General features: G+C 28.3%; 19 protein-coding genes. 1 reads left to right on the top strand and 18 read right to left on the bottom strand.

Going from position 1 to position 23309, the window contains the following annotated elements; translation table 11 throughout:
- Positions 1-2: 2 nt before the first annotated feature.
- The 14 genes from ABHC41_RS04665 to ABHC41_RS04730 all read right to left on the bottom strand — a co-directional run bounded on the left by ABHC41_RS04665 (position 3) and on the right by ABHC41_RS04730 (position 17378).
- On the bottom strand, positions 3-1016 hold the full coding sequence (locus ABHC41_RS04665) for an iron ABC transporter permease (RefSeq protein WP_092922861.1): 1014 nt from the start codon (positions 1014-1016) through the stop codon (positions 3-5).
- Between the two features lie 154 nt (positions 1017-1170).
- Positions 1171-2115, bottom strand: a complete 945-nt coding sequence (locus ABHC41_RS04670) for an iron-hydroxamate ABC transporter substrate-binding protein (protein WP_271893191.1) — start codon at positions 2113-2115, stop codon at positions 1171-1173.
- A gap of 246 nt (positions 2116-2361) precedes the next feature.
- Positions 2362-3288 (bottom strand): chemotaxis protein, encoded by a 927-nt coding sequence (locus tag ABHC41_RS04675; RefSeq protein WP_092922854.1) that lies wholly within the window; start codon positions 3286-3288, stop codon positions 2362-2364.
- A gap of 156 nt (positions 3289-3444) precedes the next feature.
- The gene (locus tag ABHC41_RS04680) at positions 3445-4728 is read right to left on the bottom strand and encodes a hypothetical protein (RefSeq protein ID WP_271893193.1); all 1284 of its coding nucleotides are present in this window, start codon (positions 4726-4728) and stop codon (positions 3445-3447) included.
- Between the two features lie 186 nt (positions 4729-4914).
- Positions 4915-6045, bottom strand: a complete 1131-nt coding sequence (locus ABHC41_RS04685) for an ABC transporter permease (protein ID WP_271899769.1) — start codon at positions 6043-6045, stop codon at positions 4915-4917.
- Position 6046: 1 nt separating this feature from the next.
- Positions 6047-7165, bottom strand: a complete 1119-nt coding sequence (locus ABHC41_RS04690) for an ABC transporter permease (RefSeq protein ID WP_195237934.1) — start codon at positions 7163-7165, stop codon at positions 6047-6049.
- A 13-nt stretch (positions 7166-7178) separates the two neighbouring features.
- Entirely contained in the window at positions 7179-8111 is a 933-nt protein-coding gene (locus tag ABHC41_RS04695; protein ID WP_092922843.1) for an ABC transporter ATP-binding protein, read from the bottom strand.
- A gap of 217 nt (positions 8112-8328) precedes the next feature.
- Positions 8329-8973, bottom strand: a complete 645-nt coding sequence (locus tag ABHC41_RS04700) for a response regulator transcription factor (RefSeq protein WP_271893198.1) — start codon at positions 8971-8973, stop codon at positions 8329-8331.
- A gap of 4 nt (positions 8974-8977) precedes the next feature.
- Positions 8978-10072, bottom strand: coding sequence for a histidine kinase (locus tag ABHC41_RS04705; RefSeq protein WP_271893200.1), 1095 nt, complete (start codon positions 10070-10072; stop codon positions 8978-8980).
- 207 nt (positions 10073-10279) lie between these two features.
- Entirely contained in the window at positions 10280-10471 is a 192-nt protein-coding gene (locus tag ABHC41_RS04710) for a (2Fe-2S)-binding protein (protein ID WP_092922834.1), read from the bottom strand.
- Between the two features lie 244 nt (positions 10472-10715).
- Positions 10716-11669: a TDT family transporter gene (locus ABHC41_RS04715; protein WP_271893203.1), complete on the bottom strand. Its 954-nt coding sequence runs from the start codon at positions 11667-11669 to the stop codon at positions 10716-10718.
- Positions 11670-11687: 18 nt separating this feature from the next.
- Positions 11688-12143, bottom strand: a complete 456-nt coding sequence (locus tag ABHC41_RS04720; RefSeq protein WP_271893206.1) for a C-GCAxxG-C-C family protein — start codon at positions 12141-12143, stop codon at positions 11688-11690.
- A gap of 527 nt (positions 12144-12670) precedes the next feature.
- A complete protein-coding gene (locus ABHC41_RS04725; RefSeq protein ID WP_271893208.1) occupies positions 12671-15172 on the bottom strand; it encodes a heavy metal translocating P-type ATPase in 2502 nt (833 codons plus the stop codon).
- A 445-nt stretch (positions 15173-15617) separates the two neighbouring features.
- Complete coding sequence (locus tag ABHC41_RS04730; RefSeq protein ID WP_166504796.1) at positions 15618-17378, bottom strand: 1-deoxy-D-xylulose-5-phosphate synthase; 1761 nt, start codon at positions 17376-17378, stop codon at positions 15618-15620.
- 170 nt (positions 17379-17548) lie between these two features.
- On the opposite strand from ABHC41_RS04730, the gene ABHC41_RS04735 reads away from it, so the two are divergent.
- Positions 17549-17923: a MerR family transcriptional regulator gene (locus tag ABHC41_RS04735; RefSeq protein ID WP_092922819.1), complete on the top strand. Its 375-nt coding sequence runs from the start codon at positions 17549-17551 to the stop codon at positions 17921-17923.
- A 136-nt stretch (positions 17924-18059) separates the two neighbouring features.
- Here the strand turns inward: ABHC41_RS04735 and ABHC41_RS04740 are convergent, their stop codons facing one another.
- The 4 genes from ABHC41_RS04740 to ABHC41_RS04755 form a co-directional block, all read right to left on the bottom strand.
- Positions 18060-18644: a helix-turn-helix domain-containing protein gene (locus ABHC41_RS04740; protein ID WP_271893212.1), complete on the bottom strand. Its 585-nt coding sequence runs from the start codon at positions 18642-18644 to the stop codon at positions 18060-18062.
- A 221-nt stretch (positions 18645-18865) separates the two neighbouring features.
- Positions 18866-20635, bottom strand: coding sequence for a glycoside hydrolase family 3 N-terminal domain-containing protein (locus tag ABHC41_RS04745; RefSeq protein ID WP_092922813.1), 1770 nt, complete (start codon positions 20633-20635; stop codon positions 18866-18868).
- A 56-nt stretch (positions 20636-20691) separates the two neighbouring features.
- Positions 20692-21531 (bottom strand): HAD hydrolase-like protein, encoded by an 840-nt coding sequence (locus tag ABHC41_RS04750; protein ID WP_195237940.1) that lies wholly within the window; start codon positions 21529-21531, stop codon positions 20692-20694.
- A 262-nt stretch (positions 21532-21793) separates the two neighbouring features.
- Positions 21794-23185 carry a glycoside-pentoside-hexuronide (GPH):cation symporter gene (locus ABHC41_RS04755; protein WP_166504793.1) on the bottom strand — a complete coding sequence of 464 codons (1392 nt, stop codon included), beginning with the start codon at positions 23183-23185 and terminating at the stop codon, positions 21794-21796.
- Positions 23186-23309: the final 124 nt, after the last annotated feature.

Consider the following 23309-nt stretch of genomic DNA (forward strand, 5'->3'; position numbering starts at 1 on the left):
ATCTATTTTGTATCCTTTCTAACAAGGTATATAAACATAGGAACTCCTAATAATGCTGTTAAAGAACCTATCGGTGTTTCATAAGGAGGATTAATCATTCTAGCCATAATATCACTATATACAAGTAAAACTGAACCTAATATCATTGAACTAGGTATTATATATTTATAGTCCGCTCCTACTACTCTTTTAGCAATTTGAGGAACTATTAATCCTACAAATACTATATTTCCAGCCACAGAAACAGATGCTCCAGTTAAAAATATTACTATTATTAAACTCACAAACCTAACTGCATTTGTTCTTTGTCCCAATCCTATGGCAACTTCTTCTCCTAAACTTAAAATAGTTATCTTAGGTGCCATAAACATAGCCCCTATAAATGCAGTTCCTCCTACTATAGCTAGTAGTTTAACACCTTCCCACTTAGCACTAACTAGTCCTCCAGAAATCCAAAAGCTTAGCTGTTGAGATAAGTTGAAGTACATTGAGATTCCCATAGCTAATGATATAAGTAAAGTACCTAATGCAGTTCCTGCAAGAGCAAGCTTTACTGGATCTACTTTCCTTGCCGACCTTGAGCTTATAAAATAAACTAAAAGTCCACTTATACTAGCACCTAAAAATGCAAATATCATCAACCCAAAACTTCCTATAACTAAATTTTTATATACCCTTTGTAATACAAAAGCTACTGCTATCATAAACGTAGCTCCTTGTGTTATACCCATTACAGATGGTTCTGCAATAGGGTTTCTAGTTATACCTTGCATTATAGCTCCAGCTACTGCTAAGAATCCTCCAACAAGAGCTGCACAAACAGCTCTTGGTATCCTAACATCTCTAACTATCTTAATACTTACATCATTACTATTTGTAAATATGCTATGTATTATTGTTTGAAAATCTATATCTTTCGCTCCTAGTGAAATAGACATAACTATTCCAGCTATAAGCAATATTATTCCTATAAGCATAAATGAATAAGCTAAAGTTTTTTTGCTTAATTTTTTCATAGTTCCTCCTTAGATTAAATTTAACTGAAATACTCTTTTAAATATACCCATAAAATTTAATTGTAATTATTTTTTAATTGAAATTAATTCTCTATAAATTAAATAGTAGGTGACAAAAGTTATATCCTTTTACCACCTACTTTATATACTTATATTATTTTACAACTTCATCTTTTATTGATTGTAATAATAATTCTCTTCCTATTGGATTGTATGCTTGACTAAAGTATGGACTTGCATCAAGTATTGTTACGTTACCTTCTTTTACAGCTCTAATTTCTGGCCATACTGTACTTTTTTCTAAATCGGCTTTATCTGAATCTGTAGCTATAACTATTATATGGTCTGCATCTATCTCTGTTAAACCTTCCATAGTAACAGTTGGTAAAGTTATTCCATCTTGCTTAGGCATATTAGCAGGTTGAGGTAATCCCATATCATCTTTTAATATTGTCCCTATACCACCTTCAGTAAATACCATAAATTGACCTTGACTAGCTAATACTGTTAAGTATGTTTTGTCCCCATTAGCTTTCTTTATTTCATCACCTAATTTTTTAGCTTTTGTATAGTAGCTATCTAACCATTTTTGAGCTTCTTCTTCTTGTCCAAATAACTTAGCTACATCTTTAAGTTTAGCTTTCCAATCATTTGCTTCATCTTTTAGCATAACTACTGGAGCTACTTCTTTTAATTGATCATATATCTTTTCTTGTCTTGGTGCCATTATTATTAAATCTGGATTAGATGCTAATATTGCTTCTATATCCATAGTATCCATCATTGAGTGACCAACTACTTTTGACTTTCCTAACTTATCCTCTACGTATGATGGAACTTTATCTGTTTCATATGAATCTACATTTGCTGTAGCTACTGGAGTGTGACCTAGTAAAACTAGCTCCTCACTACTTCCAGATATATCAACTATTCTTTTAGGATCTGCTGGTATTTCTACCTCCCCTTTTACTGATTGTACTACTCTTGTTTCTTCTTTTTTATTACTATCTTCATTGTTACTGTTTCCCGAACAACCAGTAACAATTCCAAGAGTAGCTATTGTTACACCTAATACTACTAATGATTTTAATCTTTTCATGTCATTCCTCCGTGTTGTTATTTATGTAATTATTATCATTATTTTTTGTTATTAATAATTATTATCACTTGATTTATATAATTATTATATCATCTAATTTTTTATAGTCAATATATTTTTATTTTATAAATTTTTTTATATATTTTAAAATAAATAAAAAAATATTATCATACGCTTATGATAATATTTTCTTATATTTGATATATTTAAAATGTATTTTACTTAACCCTATTTAATTTTTCCTTATTATTTTTCTGTTAATCTATCTATAATGCTAACAAGATTAACTATTTCTGGCTTAGTTATCTGTTCATCCGCTCCAAGTGCCTGACCTTTAATACGTATTTCTTCACTTATTAAAGATGAGAATAGTATTAGTGGAATATCTTTTAAAACACTGTCTTCTTTAACAAGTTTTGTTAGCCTATGACCATCCATTAGAGGCATTTCAATATCTGATACTATACAAGAAACATGATTTTCAATTGGGTCACCACAAGTTTTTACTTCTAATAAATAATCCCATGCTTCTTGTCCATTATCTGCCTTAACTGTGTTTTTATAGCCTGCTTTGTGTAAACACTCGATTATAAGTTTTGAAAGTAACATTGAATCTTCTACTATTAAAATAGTTTTATCATTACATTTACGATCGCCTAATTTTTCTATAGCTTCAAATTGAATACTTGATTCCGGACTAATTTCTGCAATTATTTTTTCAAAATCTAATATAGTTATAAGTCTATCCTTGTATTCTGCAATACCTGTTGCTGCGCCTTCATCTCCACCATATATAACTCTATCTGGTTTTTTTATATCTTTCCAAGAAACTCTATCAATCCCAACTACTGAATTTACACGGAATGCAAAGTTTAACTTGTTAAAATGAGTAACGATAAATATATCATGTCCTATATCTTTTGGCTTAGGAAGATTTAAATATTTTCCAAGGTCTATAACCGTGATAATCTCATCTCTTGGCTTAAATACACCTTCTACAACGTCATGTGAATTTGGCATTTTCTTTACTTCTTGAGCCATTAAAATTTCACGTACTTTTGCTACATTTATACCAAATACTTCACCTGAAATTGTAAACTCCATAATCTCAAGTTCATTAGTGCCAGACTCTAAAAGTATTTTCGTTTGGCTTGTATTTTCTGAAAGTCCCATTATAATCCTCCAATTTTCTCTACTAACTATTTTGATGTCTATATATTCTATATACGTCTTTTATGTATAAATCTATAGGATTATTAATCATCTATTGTAACTAAACTCTTGTAACGCTATAAATAAAAATACTCTTCTTTAATATGAATAGCATGTTTATAAAAACAGATAAATAATTGTTATTATTGCTATGATAATAAATATGCTTGATAGATTATCTGAAACCGTACCTACATAGAAATATGGATTTATAATAAACTTTAATAACTTACCTTCATCATTTTCTCTTTCTTCTTTATTTATTTCTAATTTGCTATCTTTTATAAATATGACAGCTTCTTCTATTGCTGCCATATTTATTTTTAATTCACTTTCTGAAATAATACCTTTACTGCTCATATTTTCTATATTCTTAATTTCTTTTGATACTATTTGTTGCCTTTCTTCTTCATTTTTACATAACTTTAATTGTTCCTTTAAGCTATTACTTTTATTTATATATTTTTCTACTTCATGTCTTAACTCTGGGTACTTTTCATTTATAAGATTTTTTTCTTTAGGAGTTAATTTCTCACTTTTAATCATTTTGATAGCTATTATTTCTGACTTTTTAAGTTCTTTTTGAATATTCTTTATGAACTTTTCAACTTCTTCTATTCCTGACATTTTAATTCTAGTTTGTGCTTCAGAAAGTATTCCTTTTTTATTCATTAGTTTTATATTGTTTATTGCTTTTGATATTGCTTGTTGTTTTTGTTCTTCACTTTTTAAGTTTTTTATCTCATGCTTTAATTCTTTTACTTCTTTTTCAGATTCTTTTGCTAATTGCTTTAAATCTGGATATTTTTCTTTTATAAAGTTTTTTTCGTCAGAATTTAATATCTCTCCTTTAACTATTTTTACTGCTATCATTTCTGCCTTTTTAAGTTCTGTTTGAATATTCTTTATGAACTTTTCAACTTCTTCTATTCCTGACATTTTAATTTTAGTTTGTACCTCAGAAAGTATTCCTTTTTTATTCATTAGTTTTATATTATTTATTGCTTTTGATATTACTTGTTGTTTTTGTTCTTCACTTTTTAAATTTTTTATTTCATGCTTTAATTCTTTTACCTCTTTTGCAGATTCTTCTGCTACTTGCTTTAAATCTGGATATTTTTCTTTTATAAACTTTTTTTCTTCAAAATTTAATGTCTCTCCCTTAACTATTTTTACTGCTATTATTTCTGCCTTTGCTATTTCTCCTTGAATTCGCTTTAATAAATTTGCTACTTCTTCTTTTTGAGATTTATTTAATTTAGCAAATTGTTCCTTTGATACTGCCTCTAAATCTATTTTTATTGCTGACTTATCTTGTATTCTCTTAGCTTGATTATTTCTATTTGTTAATACTGCTTTAGATAAATTGCTATATGAATTACTATTTATATTATTAATCACCTTGTCTCCTCTTTAGCATTATATTTATTTTAAGTAAAACTATCTTTTATTATATTTTATTACAAAAATAAAAACCACCTATCCATTATAAACCGTCTTAAATATTAGCTTCAGTTTATTTATGAAAAAGTGGTATCTAATATTAAATAATATAAATAAAAACTTCTCTATTCTTAATGATATTATTTAATAAGTTAATTTATTCTTTCTTTTACGTTCTAATACTAAATATAGCATAATTAATACTAATGATATTGATACTGCTGCTAATAAATCTAACCCTATACTTAAATAACTCCCCTCCATAATAATCTTTTTAAATGCTGAATTTATCCAAGTTAGTGGTAAAATCAGTGAAAAATGTTGAACTGATTCTGGCATAAATTCTATAGGAAGAAATCCACCACCTAATAAGCACATTGGAGTTACTATTACAGAAAGTAGTGTATAATACATTGTTGAATTATTAGATATACTTAAAACTACTAAAGCTACTGCTATCCCTACAATGGATAATGCAAACGATAGTAGCATCATCCATATTAAGTTAATATCAAACTGTGGATTTAGTATATAAAAAGTAGCTACTAAAGTTACACCTTGAAACAACAATAATACAAAGCATCCTAATATGTGTCCTAATGTATATTCTACCTTACTTATCTTAGACATTAAAATTCTCCTGTCTATTTTGAGCTCCCTTTCTTTTAATAATGGTGCTATACATCTTCCTCCTATAATTAAAAATGCCATTTCAAATAAACCAAACATGATTATATAATGGAAAGCATACGATAAATCACTATTTTCATAAGTAAATTTATAGCTATTCTTTTCATATTCTTTATATAATTTTAGGTATTCATCTTTGTTATCTCCAAAAGATTGAATTTGCATAATTCCAGTATTTATAACGCTAAGTATATACTCTTTATTTCCTGAATTACTTTGAGAAATGACTTCTATTGTTCCTTCTTTATTAGTTTTTATATCTTTATATATATCTTTACTATTTATTATGACTCCAACAGATATATCTCCTTTATCTAAAGTTTCTTTAAGCTCTTTTACACTACTAACTTTAAAAAAACTACCTACTTTATCTGGTGGCAATAAACCATCTACTATTTCACTATTGTCTTTTGTATATATCCCTACATTAAAACTATTATTTGAATCTTCTAGAGATGAGTCTACTTTATCAACCAACACGCTAACAAGTATATTAATAGCTATTGGAAATATTAATACTAACCAAAACCACCCTTTCATAGTACCTTTTAAATTATGCTTTAATATAATCATGATATTTTTCATATTATTTCACCACTTTTCTACTTAAAATTAGTATTGATATAGCCATTAACACAATAGATGCTATAATTCCAACACCTAATGCAGTATATAAATTTTCACTATAATTTAAAGTTACTAATGAATTAAATTCTTTACTGATCCATACAAATGGATTTAACTTTAATATTGGAATATTTTTTGCAAATTGTTCCATTTTCGGCATAAGTTCGCCTGAAGCTAAAGCCATAACAGTTACAATTATAGAGCAGACATTTTCTCCAACGCTTCTTTTCTTACATATAGATGATGCAAATAGTCCTATACAAACAGAAAGCATACTAAGTACACTTATCAAGGCTATCATTCCTAATAAATTTTGTTTAGTAATATTTACACCATATAAAATGGATATTGCAAGTAACATTATAATTCCTTGACCAAAAATAACTATGAATGAGCCTATTAACTCTAGTGACATAAGTTTAGATATTTTCATTGGAGAGGACTTTGCCCTTTCTCCTATATTTTCTTTTATGTAAAAGGTATTTTTAAAAGAACAAGCACTTACTGCAAGGATTGCCATTTGAAGCATGACTACACTGAAGTATTTACCATAATCTATATCTTCTGCTATTAAGTTTTTATTTCCTTCACTTTTGTATTCTGATACCTTTACTAAATTATTACTTATACTCGGTACTTCACCTTCTTTGGCCACTGATTCGTATACAGACATTAAATTAAAAAATTCTTTTGTAATCCCTTCAATAACTTCTTCACCCATACTAAGTTTTTTGCTTCCTTCAAACTTTATATTCCTATTTTTATCATCTATAATTACAGTTAAATTACTCTTATTTACTTCTTCAATATTTTTATCAAGTTCTTCTTTGTTATAGATTTTATAATCTAAGCTTATCATCTCATTTTCTTTATCAAATTCTTCTAATGCTTTTACATATGATTTGTTTATTTCACTATTTTTGTTTCCTACTATACTTATATCAAGGCTTTCCTTTACACTATCAAAGCTAAAAATTATTGAGAATATATAAGGAAGCATTATAACTAAAAATATAGTACCAATGATTGTATTCTTATCTCTTAAACTTCTTTTTATTGCAGATAGTATTATACTCATTTTTTCCTCCTCCTTAATCTCTAAGCTTTCTTCCTGTGAGATTTAAGAACACATCTTCAAGTGTTAGTGCCTTACTTTTTATATCTAAAATTTTAATGGATTTACTACTTATATAAAGTATGAACTCATTTAAACCATTAATTTCTCTATCTATACTTACAATAATTTTATTGTCTTTAAATTCAACACTATCTATTCCTTTTATATCCATTAACTCTTTTTCATTTATTTCTGTAATATCATTAACCATTACTTCAAACTTGTTTTTATCTGTAATAATTGATTTTAAGCTTTCCTTACTTCCACTTGCTATGACCTTCCCTTTATCAATTATTGCGATATTATTGCAAATAGCTTCTACTTCTTCCATATAATGTGTTGTGTATATTATTGTGCATCCGTTTTTATTTAGAAATTTTATAGATTTCATTATATGATTTCTGGATTGTGGATCTATTCCAACAGTTGGTTCATCTAAGATTAATAACTCTGGATTGTGTACTATTCCACAAGCAATGTTTAATCTTCTTTTCATTCCTCCTGAAAAAGTCTTGCTTAACTTTTTAGTGTCTTCTAATCCTACAAATTCCAAAGCTTTTAATGCTTTTTCTTTTAAGTCTTTTCCTCTTAGCCCATATAGGCTACCAAAAAACATTGTATTTTCTAATGCTGTCATATCTTCAAATATAGCTAAGTCTTGAGGAACTATCCCAAGCTTACCTCTTATGTTAGCATCACTCCTTCTTAACTCTTCATTACATATTTTTATACTTCCCCTATCTTTTTCTAGTAGTTGGCAAAGTATATTTATTGTTGTACTTTTTCCAGCTCCATTTGGTCCAAGCAGGCCAAATATATCCCCCTTTTCTATATATAGATTTAAATTTTCTATAGCATTTACATCCCCAAAACGTTTATATAAGCCACTTATCTCAATATATTTCATAAATATCACTCCCATTTATTTACATTAGTTTATATTTTAATTATATTAAAGATATATAAATTCCTTAAGTACACATAGTCATTGATTAACCATGACTAAAGTCATAAATTTCATGATTATCAAATAACCTTAATCATTTACTAATTTCATTTAAAATAATTCCTTGTTAAATAAAAAAGAAAACCTAAGTGGTTTTCCTTCAAAATCAATTATGTAATTAGTGTATTTTACTATTTAAATACTCTATAGCTATCTGTGTCCTATGTTTCAAATCCATTTTAGACAGAATAGATGTTATATGATTTTTTATGGTTCCTTCAGATAAAAAAAGCTTATTTGCAATTTCTTTATTTGATAAGCCTTTTGATATAAGTCTTACTATGTCTTTTTCTCTATCTGTTAACCCATAAATATTTAAACCCTCATCATCTGACTTATCATTTTTATTACTACTACCCACTACCAATTTTGACACTATATCAGACTCAAAAACACCATTTCCAAGATAAACAGATTTTATCCCACTTATGATTTTCTCTGGCTTACTACTCTTTAGCAGATATCCACTAGTCTTATGCTTTATAGCACTACTTATTAGTTTTTCTTCATCAAAAGTTGTAAGTATTAATACCTTAACCTTTATATTCCTCTTGCTAATTTCCTCTAGCACTTCTGCACCATCCATCACTGGCATTCTCATATCTAAAAGTACTACATCTACTTCATTTTCACTTAAAAAATCTATACATTCTTTCCCATTTTCCAAAGCTTTAACTACTTCAATTTCACTATCTATCCCTATTATTATTTTTAGACTTTCTCTTATTAAAACATCATCATCTACTATAATTAATTTTATCATTTTCTCACCTTTTAAGTATTATTAGGTTTGAAAATCCATCTTCATTATTAAAATAAATATCTCCACCTAAATTGATGATTCTCTCTTCAATCCCTAATAACCCCATTCCTTTTTTTATTTCACCCTGATAACAACCATTATCTTTTATATGTAATCTTATAATTTTATTTAATACGCTAATGTCAATGTTAATTAATTCCCCATTGGAATATTTCATGCTGTTTGTCAATATTTCACTACAACATTCTATTATAGCTTTCCAATAAACTAAATTTATCTCATTTAAATCTCCCTCTATATTTAATTTAGTATTTATATTAGATTTATTAGAAAAATCCTCTAACATTAACCTTAGATTATTTATATTAACTTGCGATTGATCTGGCTTTATTTTTCTTAAAGTTTGCCTTATATCATCCATACCATTTCTTAAGTTTGTAATTATATTTTCTAGCATTTCATTGCCTTTTTCTTTATCATTTACAATTACTATTTTTAAAGCTTCTAGTTGCATTATACTTCCTGCCAAAGTATGTCCTATCTTATCGTGAAGTTTTTGAGATATCATATTTCTTTCTTCGATTTTTACAACTTCAACATTTTGATGTCTTATACGATTTTCTTTTTTTCTTCTTTCTTCAATGTTATAGTTTTTCTCTTTTAAATCATAGTTAATTTTTTCTATTTTCAAGATTTTTTGTTCATATCTCATAATTTCATAAGTAAAAATACTAGCAATTATTCCTATAAATATATCATTATAATTTAATCCTATCTTTATAGATAACATTATATATACAAAAAGTAAAATATACCTACATTTATAGCCTTTAACTTGTATATATTCAGTTATCATATATGTCAAAATCACTAAAGATGGAGGATAAAGGTAGGTTACTATAATCATATATAAAATATTTCCTAATAGTATTTTTTTATTTTTAAGTTTGATTATGTATAGCATATAAACTGATAAGCTTATGCTAATTAAAGCTATACATATTGGATAACTTACTTTGTCGAAGTATATATCATTTTCCATACCATATAAAAATATATTTACTGCCAAAATAATGTTTACAATTATTCTAAGTATCATTATTATTCTCCCAATATAAAATTTAAATCTATGATTTAATTAGCTTTAAGCCCCCCACTTTAATCCTATTTAAACTTTATTCAATTACTTAATTGTGTTCTTTTCAATCATATCACATAAATTATATATTATTTAATACTTAAAAACTAATATAATTTTTTTGTAAAATAAAAACCATATTGAATCTTTCATCAATATGGCCAATTATTACTTTATATAAAGTCTATTTAAAAGTACTTTTAAAATCATTAACTCTGCTTTATCTTTACATCTACCACAGGCTCTTCCTACATTTGTTTCTTTAACTATCTCTTCAACACTTGTGCATCCATTTTCTTTAGCTTTTATTATATCTTCAATAGTCACATTGCAGCAACCACATATTCTATCATTATTCATAGTAAAACCTCCCTAGGCTAAAGTATATTTTATTTATACCTAGTAAACACTTAATTAAACTATGGAAATTCTATATTCTTAAATAAATCTTTATCACCTTAAATTTTTATAATATTAAATGTATTTTTTATTTATTTACTAACATAAAGATGACTATAAGTAATCGTTTATTCAAAATCCGCATTATACTCTTTTATATAAAATGGCATATAAAAAACAAGTGTAAAAACTACACTTGCTTTCTTTATACACTTAATCCTTTGTCATCTACTGTTTTAAATTTACTAAATAATAAACAAACAGCTTTAATTACTACATATGCTATAACTAAAGTAGCCACTACACACTGGAAATATAATAATATTTCGCATATCCCTTGTAAATTTGAATTTTTATTTCCAAGATATTTTACATATCTTTGAGAAGCTATAACTCCTATAGATAATGGGAATGTCAATGGTGCTAAATGCGGAAGTGATTTTTCCCTTATAAGTTGTGGTAATAATACATAACTATAAATAATAGATATGTATGTTAATATTGCAAGAATGCTTACAAGTATTTGATTTTCCATATTGCTAGTAGCTAAACAACCCGCTAAACATACACTAGCTGGAGCTGTAAATATCATTATTGTAGATTTTGCAGGCCCTTGTAATTTAGAATGTTTTTTTAGTCTGTAAATCATAATTGGTGTTATTATTGCAAACATAGCTAATGCATAGTAAAATACAATGTCCGAAAGTAAAGGCATATTCATTGGACCGCTGGTAACGGCTCCTACTCCTATTCCCACACTAGGAATAAACCAACCTGGTATCATTTTATCTAATTTAAACTCTTTAAACATTTCTTTGAAGAAAAATATACTTATTATAAAATGTAGAGCTATTGCAAATATCCATGTTCCTTTTCCTATCATATGATTAAAATCATTAAAATAGACAGCTATAACCATAATTGTCATACAGACAGTAGGATAAACACTTCCTAATACAGGGTGTTTTATTTCTTCTAAAACTACTTTTGGGTGCATAACATACTTTAAAAATATAAGTCCTAAACAAATTACTGAAAATAAAACTGCTATGTGTCTTACCCATAAAATATTAAATCCTGCAAAGGCAGTTCCCAATCCCATAAAACCTAATGATATAGCTGATAATGCTATTGGTATATTCTTAAAATTATCTTTCATAGTAACTAAATCCTTCGACTATTTATTTAATTTATTATCTTCCATTAAAGTTTTTGCTACATATGCGCAAACTTCACCAGTTATTTTTATACAATGTTGTCTTCTTTCTTCTGATACAAATTCAAAATTTCTAGTCATAACCCTACAACAAGTGCTTTTGTAAAGTTCTTTTATGTGGTCATGTAATCCAGATGAACGTTTAAACATATCCTCATTCATAGGCTCTCCATGTTTTCTACCATATACCATTCCTAGGGCCATTACTCCACCACTTACTGCTCCACATAAACATCCAGCTTTACCTATTCCTATAGGAAAACCTGATGCTAGTTTAGTTATATCATCACTAAAAGGATTACCTAAAGCGTCATTTATAGTTTTTACTACTGCTTCAGAACAGTAAAATTCTCCTCTTTCAAAGTATCCTTCGCCTATTTTTCTTATTTCTTTTGCTTTTTGTTCAATATTATTCATAATATCCCTCCTATTTTTTCTGGTTATTATTATAACATTGGAATTTTCCCACGTTAAATAGATATTTTCTATAATTAAGGACTTGAATATAGAAATCATCGCATATATTTAAGAAAAGAAAATCTACGATAAATTAATTTTAGTGGTGCATATATTCAAACATTTTACTATTTTACAGATTATAAAATAGTAAAATGCTTGGATAAGCTTTCTCTATAAAATATTTTTTAAAAATTTATACATAAAAATGAGCTAGGTTTTACCCTAGCTCTTGAAAATCCATATATGATTTTATTTTGATATAATCTTACCACTTTGGTATTTATTAATCTTTTACTATATTAAAAATACATTTTATCCTTATGATTATAAAAGTTATAGTTTTTTTCATTGACCTTTAAATTTATGGAATCATCTTTTATGGATATTTACGTAAATTCATTTTGTAAAAGAATATTTTGTATTTCATAAGTTAATTTAATGTTCATACTTTATATCTGTCTAATCAACTTATATTAACTAGAATATTATTTATATGCTTTGAATCCTTTAAGTCTAAGTGCATTAGTTATTACAGATACTGAGCTTAAACTCATAGCCGCTGCTGCAAGCATTGGATTTAATAATGGTCCACCAAACATATATAATACACCTGCTGCTACTGGTATTCCTACTGTGTTGTATGCAAATGCCCAGAATAGATTTTGTTTTATATTTTTTATAGTTTCTTTACTTAATTTTATAGCTGTTGGAACATCCATTAAGTCACTTCTCATTAAAACTATATCCGCAGATTCCATGGCTACATCTGTTCCACTTCCTATTGCTATACCTATATCTGCTTGTGCTAATGCTGGAGCATCATTTATTCCATCTCCTACCATTGCAACGAATTTACCTTGTTGTTGAAGTTTTTTAACTTCATTTGATTTATCTTGTGGTAAAACTTCTGCAAGTACTATATCTATTCCAACTTCTTTTGCTATTGCATCAGCAGTTTTTTTGTTGTCTCCTGTTACCATAGCAACTTTTATTCCCATGCTGTGAAGTTTATCTATTGCTCTTTTGCTACTTTCTTTAACTACATCGGCTACTGCTATTATTCCACCTAATTCATTTCCTAAAGCTATATACATAGGTGTTTTACCTTGCATTGCTAATTCATCTGATTTATTACTTAAATTTCCTAAGCTTATTTTTCTATCATCCATAAGCTTTTTATTTCCAAGTAATACATTTTTATTATCTATAGTTACCTCTATACCATGACCTGGTATAGCTTTGAATTTCTCTACTTTCATAAATCCAATATTTTTTTGTTCACCAAATCTTACTATGGCTTCTCCTAGTGGATGTTCTGAACCTTTTTCAGCACTTGCTGCTATTTTTAATAAATAATCTTTATCAATATTGTTAGTTACTACTATATCTGTAACTTTAGGTTTCCCTTCTGTTATTGTTCCTGTTTTATCAAATATTATAGTATCTATCTTATGTGCTAATTCTAATGCTTCTCCACCTTTGATTAATATACCATTTTCTGCACCTTTACCTGTACCTACCATAATCGCTGTAGGTGTTGCAAGTCCTAGTGCACATGGGCAAGCTATTACAAGTACTGATATAAATATTGTAAGTGCAAATTCTACACCTTTTCCTCCAACTGTAAACCAAAGTAATGCCGTTACTACAGCTATTGTTATAACTGTTGGTACAAAATATCCTGATACAGTATCTGCTAATTTTGCTATTGGTGCTTTTTTACCTTGTGCATCTTCAACTAATTTTATAATTTGAGATAAAGCTGTATCTGCTCCAACTTTTTCTGCTTTAAACTTTATACTACCGTTTTTATTTATACTTGCTCCTGTAACTTTATCTCCTACACTTTTCTCTACAGGTATACTTTCACCTGTAAGCATAGATTCATCTACAGAAGTATGTCCTTCTATTACTATACCATCTACTGGTATCTTACTTCCTGGTTTAACTATTATTACATCTCCAACTTCTACTTCTTCTATTGGAATTTCTATTTCTTTTCCACTTTTTATAACTATTGCTGTTTTAGGTTGAAGACCCATAAGTTTTTTTATAGCTTCACTTGTTTTTCCTTTTGATCTCGATTCTAAATATTTACCAAGTAATATTAGTGCTATTATTATACCTGCACTTTCATAATATAATTGTTGATGTTCATGTCCTGCTACCATATTTGTAGTAGCCATTTGGACTGTTGTATATAAACTATATAAAAATGCTGCTAATGTTCCTATTGCTACTAGTGAATCCATATTTGGACTTTTATTTATAAGTGCTTTAAATCCATTAGTGTAGAATTTATTTCCAGCTATCATTACTGGTATTACTAGTACTATTTGGATTAAAGCATAGTTTAGAGAATTTGTCATTGGGTTTATAATATCTGGAACTGGCCACGGTCCAATTGGACTTGGTACCATAGGTCCCATCGCTATATAAAATAGCGGTATTGAAAATCCTACTGCCACTAAAAACTTTATAAATAGTGTTTTCATTTCTTTTTCTTTTCTTAATTTATCTTCATCTACATTGTTTGATTTACTAGTTGTACTTTTTTCTAATACTTTATATCCTGCTTTTTCAATAGTATTTCTTATTGCGGTTAATTTTAGCTTAGATGAATCATAACTTATAGTTGCTTTTTCGGTAGCTACATTTACATTAATACTTTGTATTCCATCCAATTTATTGACTGCTCTCTCTATTGCTTTTGCACAAGAAGCGCAAGTCATACCACCTATTTTAAAATCTATTTTGCTATAACTAACATCTTCTAATAAATTGTAACCTGCCTTTTTTACTGCATTTTGCAATTCCTCAAAGCTAACCTTATTTTTATCATATTCTATGTTAATTTTTTCTGTAGCCATATTTACACTTTGGCTGACTACGCCATCTATTTTTTTGACAGCTCTTTCTGCAGCTTTACCACAGGCTGAACATGTCATTCCTGTTACTTTGTAACTTCTTTTTACTATATTATTCATGTTAAATCTCCTTTCATATTTTTTATAGACTTTATATATTTATAAGCCCTATTTTTTATTTCAGCCGCTTGAATACTATTTTCATTATACCCCCAGGGGGTATTAATATCTATAAGTATATCTCATTTTTTTTATTTGTCAATAATCTTTAAGAAAATAGAATATATTCTTAAAATAATTTTAATCAATTTAAATATACACTATACAATAGAAGTTAAATCTATCATTAAACTTCATATCAAATTGATATAAACCCTTATTTAAATTAAGGTGGTTCTTTGTTATACAGTACCTTATTTATACATAAATTATTTTTACATAAATAAAAACCATATTGATAAATTCATCAATATGGCTCTTAATAGTGAAAGCTACTCCTATTCTTACCTCTTAATATTCGCAATAATTAGGTTGATTATAATCTATCTATAATCAAATTTTAATCTTATTTAAGAGCATCCTTTATATCTGAAATTATTAACTCTTCAGTTAGGTGATAACGCTCATATAATTCTTTTAATGATACACTATCTGTAAATTCTTTTGATGCTCCAAAGTTTAATACTTTCATATCTTTATCCCCATAGAATCTCGATATCTTTTCACCAAATCCACCGTCAAGTATTCCATCTTCTAATGTTACTACTAATCTATGGTTATCCAATAGCTCAGTTAATAATTTTTCATCTATTCCACTTATGAATCTAGGATTTATTAATGTAGCATTTATTCCTGTTGATTCTTTTAGCATCTCTTGTACCCTATTTCCTAAATGGTAGAATGAGCCAAGTCCAATAATTGCTACTTCACTTCCTTCTTTAACTTTTTCATAAGTGTTTAAGTTATCAAAATTAGGTTCTACCTTAACACCTGTTGACACTACCTCCATATTAGGAACACGTATTGCAACTGGATGTCTATCTTGCTCTATTCCCCACTCCATCATTGCAATATATTCTTCTTTATTAGTTGGTGCAAGATATACTATGTTTGGTATATTAGATATAAGCGGTATATCAAATAATCCAAGATGTGTTACATCACTATCTGTTATTCCTCCCCAATAAACCATGATAAGTGCAGGATTATTATTTATAGCAAGATCTTGAGATAATTGGTCATAAGTTCTTTGTATAAATGAACTAACAAAAGATGCAACGGGTTTACCACCTTGTGATGCTATACCTGATGCAAGTGCTATTGCATGTTCCTCAGCTATTCCAACATCTATAAATTGATCTTTAAATTCATGTCTAAATGAACCTAAACCAACTGGCCCAGGAGTTGCAGCTGTTATTGCTACGATACTACTATCTTTTCTTGCCTTTTGTGATAAAAATTCGCCTGCAACCTCTGAATAAGATTCACCTGTACTTTTAAATCTTGGTTCTTTTGTTTCCAAATCAAATGGCATTACCCAATGGAAAGCTTCTTTATTTTCCTCTGAATCTTTATATCCCTTTCCTTTGATAGTATGCATATGAACTACCACTGGATGATTTGTGTCTTTAACTTTTGAGAATGTTTTAATTAAAGACTCAATATTATTTCCATCCTTAATATAATGATAATCAAATCCTAATGCTTTAAAGAAGTTATTTTCTGATTTTCCATTAGTGTTACGAAGTAAAGCTAAGTTTTGATAAAGACCTCCGTGGTTTTCAGCTATAGACATATCATTATCATTAACTACTATTATTATATTTTTTCCTGATGCTGCTGCATTATTTAATCCTTCGTAAGCTTGCCCACCACTTAAAGAACCATCACCTATAACTGCTATAATATTTTCATTACCACCTTTTAAATCACGAGCCTTTGCTAATCCACATGCTAAACTAACTGAAGTTGATGTATGTCCGATTGTAAAGAAGTCATGTTCACTTTCTTGAGGTGAAGTATATCCTGTAACACTGTTGTATTTATCAGGATTTATAAATGCATTTTTTCTTCCCGTCAAAATTTTATGTGTATATGATTGATGAGAAACATCATAAACTATCTTATCTATAGGTGAATTAAACACATAGTGTAGTGCTATAGTTGCTTCAACCATCCCTAAATTAGGACCAAAGTGGCCACCTGTTGTACTTACTTTTTTTATTAAAATTTCCCTTATTTCGTCAGCTAATACTTTTAAGTCATTACTACAAAGTCCTTTTAAATCTTTTGGTTCATCAATTTTATTTAAAACATTTAATATCATATTAATTCCTCCTAGATGCTAGTCTTTAAAGTAATTTTCGTTGTTTTAATAAGTATACCCCTTAGAGTAAACTCTAAGTCAATAAGTATTTTTTAGTTTATCTATTTTGATTTTGCTTACAATTAACTATAAAGGTATAATATATTATCATATATTTTAGGAGGCTATATATGTCATATACTATTAAAGAAGTAGCACAAAAATATAACTTGTCACCTCATACACTTCGATACTATGAAAAAGAAGGGTTACTCCCTTTTATTGAACGTAATGAACAAGGCAATAGAATATTTAAAGATACAGATTTGGAGTGGCTTAATCTAATATGCTGTTTAAGAAATACTCATATGCCTATTTCTAAAATTAAAGAATATGTTAATTTATGTATAGAAGGTCCAGATACCATATGCCAACGTGAAGATATACTTTTAAAACATAAAAAATATATCGAAGATGAGATAAAAAATTTTAATTCTTCTCTTAAAATTGTCAATAATAAGATAAACTTTTATATTAAAGAACAAAAATCTAACATATGTAAATAATTAAAATTTATATAGTATTTTTCTACTATTATTTTCTTATAAAAAAACCTACCATCAATAAATCGATAGTAGGTTTTATCTTTAAAATTAATATCTCTATATAAATATATTTGTTTTTTGGTAACTAATTTTTTCTCTATACTATTTGATAAAATAGTCCGTGTTCTTTACAATAAAAATATAATTTACCACGTCCATTTTGATTTAACCTAAACTGCATATTCCACTCTGGATATTGTTTTACAATCTGAACTCTATCTCCTTTTACATGTGCTACAAAAGAAATATAATGTTCCTTCTTCATTTCATGTTCTGATGTAATAAATAACTCATTTTCTATATTTTCTACATTAAGTCTATGTCCATCTTCTGCTTTTTTTGCAATTGATGGTTCTATTTTCTTACCACAACAAGATATAGATGCTTCACCTGTTGTTGTTATTAAATTTCCACATTTATCACATATATAAAATCTTATATTTTTCATATTTCCTCCCTCTAATTCATTTAAATTTATTTCTCCTGATAGAATCCCGTCTATACTTACACCAAATATATCTGATAATTTTAAAAGTAAAGAAATGTCAGGGCAACCTAATCCTCGCTCCCATTTACTTATTGTTTTATCACTTATATTCATTAATTCGGCAACTTGTTTTTGTGTCATGTTTTTTTCTTTTCTTAGTTCATATATTAATTTGCCAACTTTCTTACAATCCATCAGTTTCACCTCTTGTTAATAATTTAAACTATTAGAGAAAATCTTTCAATAAACTAATCGTAGAGTTTATATTATGTTTTTCTTTTTATATTAATTATTTTACATCATTTAACTATATCCATTAGTCATTTAAAAAAAGTTTTGTAATATATTAAAAATAGTTGTAGTTAAATACAATATTTAACTACAACTATTAGTATTTGATTATTTATATTTATAAATTAATATTGTGTATCTAATAATCCACAGTACGCATCTACTGAGCTTACACCGACAAATTCTGATCTACCTAACATCTTTTCAACTAATGCTTTTATAGTGTATTCTTTATTATCATAAGTGTTTATATAAGTTTTTACTTGAGGTACATCAGCTAAATGGAATGGACATTGTACTGACACAAATATTGTTGGTATTTCATTTACATAAAATGGTATATCAGGAGTACCTTTACTCATTGGCCATTGTATACGTTGGTCTGTTCCTGGTCCAATATCTGCTATGTTTATTATTAAATCATATTTGCTAGTTAACTCAGATATAGGACGCTTTCCTGAGTAAATATCCATCATTGATTTCATCATCTCTTCTGGTGGTAACTTCATTGCTTTTTCCATTGGAGATTCATATATTTCAACTACAAATCCTTCTGCTTCTAATAACTCTTTCATTAACTCGATTGCATTTTTACCTTTTCCACCCATCATAGCCATTAGTTTTCCAAATCCACCGTCATGACCTTTAGGCTCTACAAGTAATACGCGTTTTTGATTTTCTGGAGATATAGGGAATATATCTTCTTTATTCTTAACTAATGTTATAGCTTTATCTGCTATTTCTAAAGCAGGTATTTTATTTTCTTCTAATCCTATTTTAGCCATAGCTTCTTCTTTTGGTTTTAGTATTTCTGTTTTAGCTTTTTTATGTAATCCTAAAGCAGCTTTTAATCCTAATATACGAGTTAATGCTTCTTCAAGACGCTCATCAGTTATTATTCCATTCTTATAACCATCCATCATCCACTTGAAGTCCTCATCTGGATCATTGAAGAATAGGAATAAATCACTACCTGCCGCTATAGCTGTTGGTAACATTTCACTACGCTTCATTGCCGATGTCATAGCTACCATATGGCTTGCATCTGTTACTATTACTCCATTGAATCCCATTTTTTTACGTAATAAATCTGTTAATATATATTTACTTAATGTGGCTGGCATAGTTAATTCTTCAATAGTTGCTTCTGGATTAAAGTAACGTACATATTCAGGTAAAGCTATATGTCCTGCCATTATTGATGGAAGACCTGCATCTATTAATCCTCCGTATACCTTTCCAAATGTAGCATCCCATTCGTCTACTGAAAGCCAGTTTGGAGCAAATGATAAATGTTGATCACGTTCATCAATTCCATCTCCAGGGAAATGCTTCGCCGCAGGCATAATACCACTTTCCATTATTCCTCTCATGTACTCTAAAGAAAATTCTAATACTTGCTCTGCACTAGATGAATAACAACGAGAAGATATTATTGGATTTCTCCAGTTTCTATTTATATCAACTACTGGTGCAAAGCTCCAGTTACATCCTATTGCTGCTGCTTCCACACCAGAAACACGCCCCATTTCATAAGCATATTTAGGGTCATTTGTTGCTCCTATCTTAACTTGGCTTCCTACATATGTCCCATCTGTACATGCTCCATTACCACCATTTTCAGTATTTGCAGCTATTAATAGTGGTATTTTACTATTTTCTTGTAATATTTTATTTTGATCATATACATCTTCAGCTTTACCTGGATTGTATCTAACTGCCCCTATATGATAATTATTTAAAACACCTTTTAAGTATTGTTCATCACGGCTTGCACCCATATTTACAAATAGTTGACCTATTTTTTCTTCTATTGTCATATTTGCAATTGTGTCTTTTACCCATTGTATAGATTGTTCATCAAGATTATAAGGTTTTGATTTTAAATTTAACATATAATTATTCCCCCTATTGTATTTATTATGGATGTTTTTTATTACAAATATTTTTATTATTTTAATGAATCATTAAATTCCTTTATTAATTGATTTTGATAAGCTTCATCAAATGTACCATTCATTAATTTAGGAACTACTTCATTTACTAATCTTTTCCAAGAATAACTTTCCTTATTTACTAATATAGGATAGAAATTTACATTATTATTTTTAGCAGCTTGTAAATCTCCTGGTGCATCTCCTACCATTAATATTTTCTTCTCATCATATCCTTTTTTCTTAAGCTCAGATATACAATATTGTTTTGTTCCAGCTTCTTGCCCTAGTAGTGCTTTAAGATGCCTAACAAAATTATGCCTATTCCACTCATCATCTAAAGCTTCTCCATTTGCTGATGATACTACTGCAACATCTACTAACTTAGATAATGTTTCTAATCCTTCTTTTACATTTTCAAATGGTTCATCACCCTTTGGTAATTGTTCTATAGATTTGTTTACATTTAAAGACCATTCATATGCCATTTTTAAGGCCTTACTATTAGTCTTTTCTATTTCTCTTTCTAAGGATTTGTTTGATAATTCATTTGTAGTCTCAACCCAATTTACAAGACTATCAAGGTCATCTATTTCTATACCTTCGTTGCTTATGATTTTAAAGGTTTCAGCTAAACCTTTAAATCTGTTTATACCCCTAGTTTTTGTATAAAGATTTATGTCATACCAAAGGTTTAATATATAATCTTCTTTTTCATATAAGTTCCATGTTTTTATCATCTCTGGTGCAAAACATCTTCTATGCTTTATTTCCATAGTATTCATTGCACATCCATCAGAGTCAATACATATTAAAAATTCTTGTGTCTTTTCATACTTATCAAATATATTCGCCATAATATCCTCCATTAGTAAGCAATTATATAGCTCTTTCCTTTATACTAGTATACTAACATACGCAATAATTAAAGGCAATCGTTTTTCAATTCATTTCTACAAAAATTTTGCTTTTTAAAGTTAATAAAAAATAAATTGATAAAATTCTAATACCTAATATAATTTAGCCTATAAACTATAAGCCCTTGTACATACAAGGGCTAATAAGTATTTATATCTGTTTTGCTTAATTTTCTTATAATTTTATAGTAATTTCCTATATTTATCCCCTTCTAAGTTCTAACTCCTTTGTCATTTCTGCTAATTTAGTTTTTGATAAGTTATACACAAATGTCATAGCTATAGTTGAAATTAAAGCTGATACGAAAGGTAGTATTGTTATTATGTATTTTATCCCTTGAGCAACTTCTGGTGTTTGTGTTGCTACCCCTGCTTTGTATCCAATGAAAGTAAGCGCAAATCCACCTATTCCACCAGCTATAGCTTGACCTAGCTTTCTAACTAAAGAGTAAGATGCATAAACAATACCTTCTTCTCTCTTACCAGTTATATATTCTTGATAATCTATTGCATCACCTACTAATGCCCAAATTAATACATTGAAGAACCCAGTTCCTATAGATGCTATAAAGTTTATAGCCATATACACATATGGACTTTTTATAGGCATTAAGAATAATGCTAAGTTTGCTGCTACAGCAATTAACATAGTTCCTACTGAAAGCTCCTTCTTTCCAAACTTATTAACAAGTGGTGATAAGAATGGTAATATTAAAAATGATGAAATCATTCCAATTACACCACCAAGAGATATTAGTTCTGGTGCTTTAAAATAATCTTTATATAAGTATGGTGTTAAAGCATTAACTGCCATCATAGATGCTAACATACCAAATGAAGCTAACATTAACCCTATTAAAGCTCTATTACTTAGTAAAGTTTTAACTGTTTTTATAAAACTTGACTTTTCTTTTGTTTCTTGAACTTTATGCTTAACACGCTCTGTTGTTAATTTAAATGCCCCAAAATAACATAAATTAGAAAATACTACAAAGACAGCCGAAGCTTTCATAAACCCACCTGCTGTGGCTACACCATCACTAAATACTAATTTAGGTACTATAATCATTATTGCTAAATTTGCAATTAGTGCACCTACTGATCTAAATGTAGATAAAGATGTTCTTTCCACTGGGTCTGTTGTCATTACTGATGCCAATGACCCATAAGGTATGTTTATAGCTGTATAACACATACCAAAACCTATGTAAGTTATATATGCATATACTAACTTTAAGTTATCTGGTATACCAGGTATAGCTGTAAATGTTAAAAATCCCATAATCGTTACAGGCAACGCGGCGTATAATAAGTACGGTCTAAATTTACCATTTTTGCCAACTTTTCTTCTATCTATAAAAGTCCCCATCATTGGATCATTTATTGCATCCCATATTCTAGCAATTACTAACATAGTTCCTACTGCCCCCGCAGTTATTCCTAACACATCTGTATAGAATAGCATTAAATATCCACTTACAAATTGGAAGAATAAGTCATTTCCTAAATCCCCTAACATATATCCTATCTTGTCTTGCAGACCAAAAGGTTTTACTACATCCTGCTTTAGAACTTTTTCTGTTGATATTTCCATTTCCCCACTCCTTAGAACATATTATTATTCTTTTTTCCTTATGATATTTCAAATTTTTCACTTTGTTTTATACTAGTATACCAACTTCCCCCCAAAGTTAAAATATCGTTTTCTTAATTATTGA

The sequence above is a fragment of the Romboutsia sp. 1001216sp1 genome, from assembly GCF_039841805.1.
Taxonomy (GTDB): Bacteria; Bacillota; Clostridia; order Peptostreptococcales; family Peptostreptococcaceae; genus Romboutsia_C; species Romboutsia_C hominis.

What these genes read in the sequence shown, in the direction of transcription:
- ABHC41_RS04665 (WP_092922861.1), bottom strand. Translation starts at nt 1,016, where the DNA reads ATGAAAAAATTAAGCAAAAAAACTTTAGCTTATTCATTTATGCTTATA.
- ABHC41_RS04670 (WP_271893191.1), bottom strand. Translation starts at nt 2,115, where the DNA reads ATGAAAAGATTAAAATCATTAGTAGTATTAGGTGTAACAATAGCTACT.
- ABHC41_RS04675 (WP_092922854.1), bottom strand. Translation starts at nt 3,288, where the DNA reads ATGGGACTTTCAGAAAATACAAGCCAAACGAAAATACTTTTAGAGTCT.
- ABHC41_RS04685 (WP_271899769.1), bottom strand. Translation starts at nt 6,045, where the DNA reads ATGAAAAATATCATGATTATATTAAAGCATAATTTAAAAGGTACTATG.
- ABHC41_RS04690 (WP_195237934.1), bottom strand. Translation starts at nt 7,165, where the DNA reads ATGAGTATAATACTATCTGCAATAAAAAGAAGTTTAAGAGATAAGAAT.
- ABHC41_RS04695 (WP_092922843.1), bottom strand. Translation starts at nt 8,111, where the DNA reads ATGAAATATATTGAGATAAGTGGCTTATATAAACGTTTTGGGGATGTA.
- ABHC41_RS04700 (WP_271893198.1), bottom strand. Translation starts at nt 8,973, where the DNA reads ATGATAAAATTAATTATAGTAGATGATGATGTTTTAATAAGAGAAAGT.
- ABHC41_RS04705 (WP_271893200.1), bottom strand. Translation starts at nt 10,072, where the DNA reads ATGATACTTAGAATAATTGTAAACATTATTTTGGCAGTAAATATATTT.
- ABHC41_RS04710 (WP_092922834.1), bottom strand. Translation starts at nt 10,471, where the DNA reads ATGAATAATGATAGAATATGTGGTTGCTGCAATGTGACTATTGAAGAT.
- ABHC41_RS04715 (WP_271893203.1), bottom strand. Translation starts at nt 11,669, where the DNA reads ATGAAAGATAATTTTAAGAATATACCAATAGCATTATCAGCTATATCA.
- ABHC41_RS04720 (WP_271893206.1), bottom strand. Translation starts at nt 12,143, where the DNA reads ATGAATAATATTGAACAAAAAGCAAAAGAAATAAGAAAAATAGGCGAA.
- ABHC41_RS04725 (WP_271893208.1), bottom strand. Translation starts at nt 15,172, where the DNA reads ATGAATAATATAGTAAAAAGAAGTTACAAAGTAACAGGAATGACATGT.
- ABHC41_RS04730 (WP_166504796.1), bottom strand. Translation starts at nt 17,378, where the DNA reads ATGATATTAAATGTTTTAAATAAAATTGATGAACCAAAAGATTTAAAA.
- ABHC41_RS04735 (WP_092922819.1), top strand. Translation starts at nt 17,549, where the DNA reads ATGTCATATACTATTAAAGAAGTAGCACAAAAATATAACTTGTCACCT.
- ABHC41_RS04740 (WP_271893212.1), bottom strand. Translation starts at nt 18,644, where the DNA reads ATGGATTGTAAGAAAGTTGGCAAATTAATATATGAACTAAGAAAAGAA.
- ABHC41_RS04745 (WP_092922813.1), bottom strand. Translation starts at nt 20,635, where the DNA reads ATGTTAAATTTAAAATCAAAACCTTATAATCTTGATGAACAATCTATA.
- ABHC41_RS04750 (WP_195237940.1), bottom strand. Translation starts at nt 21,531, where the DNA reads ATGGCGAATATATTTGATAAGTATGAAAAGACACAAGAATTTTTAATA.
- ABHC41_RS04755 (WP_166504793.1), bottom strand. Translation starts at nt 23,185, where the DNA reads ATGGAAATATCAACAGAAAAAGTTCTAAAGCAGGATGTAGTAAAACCT.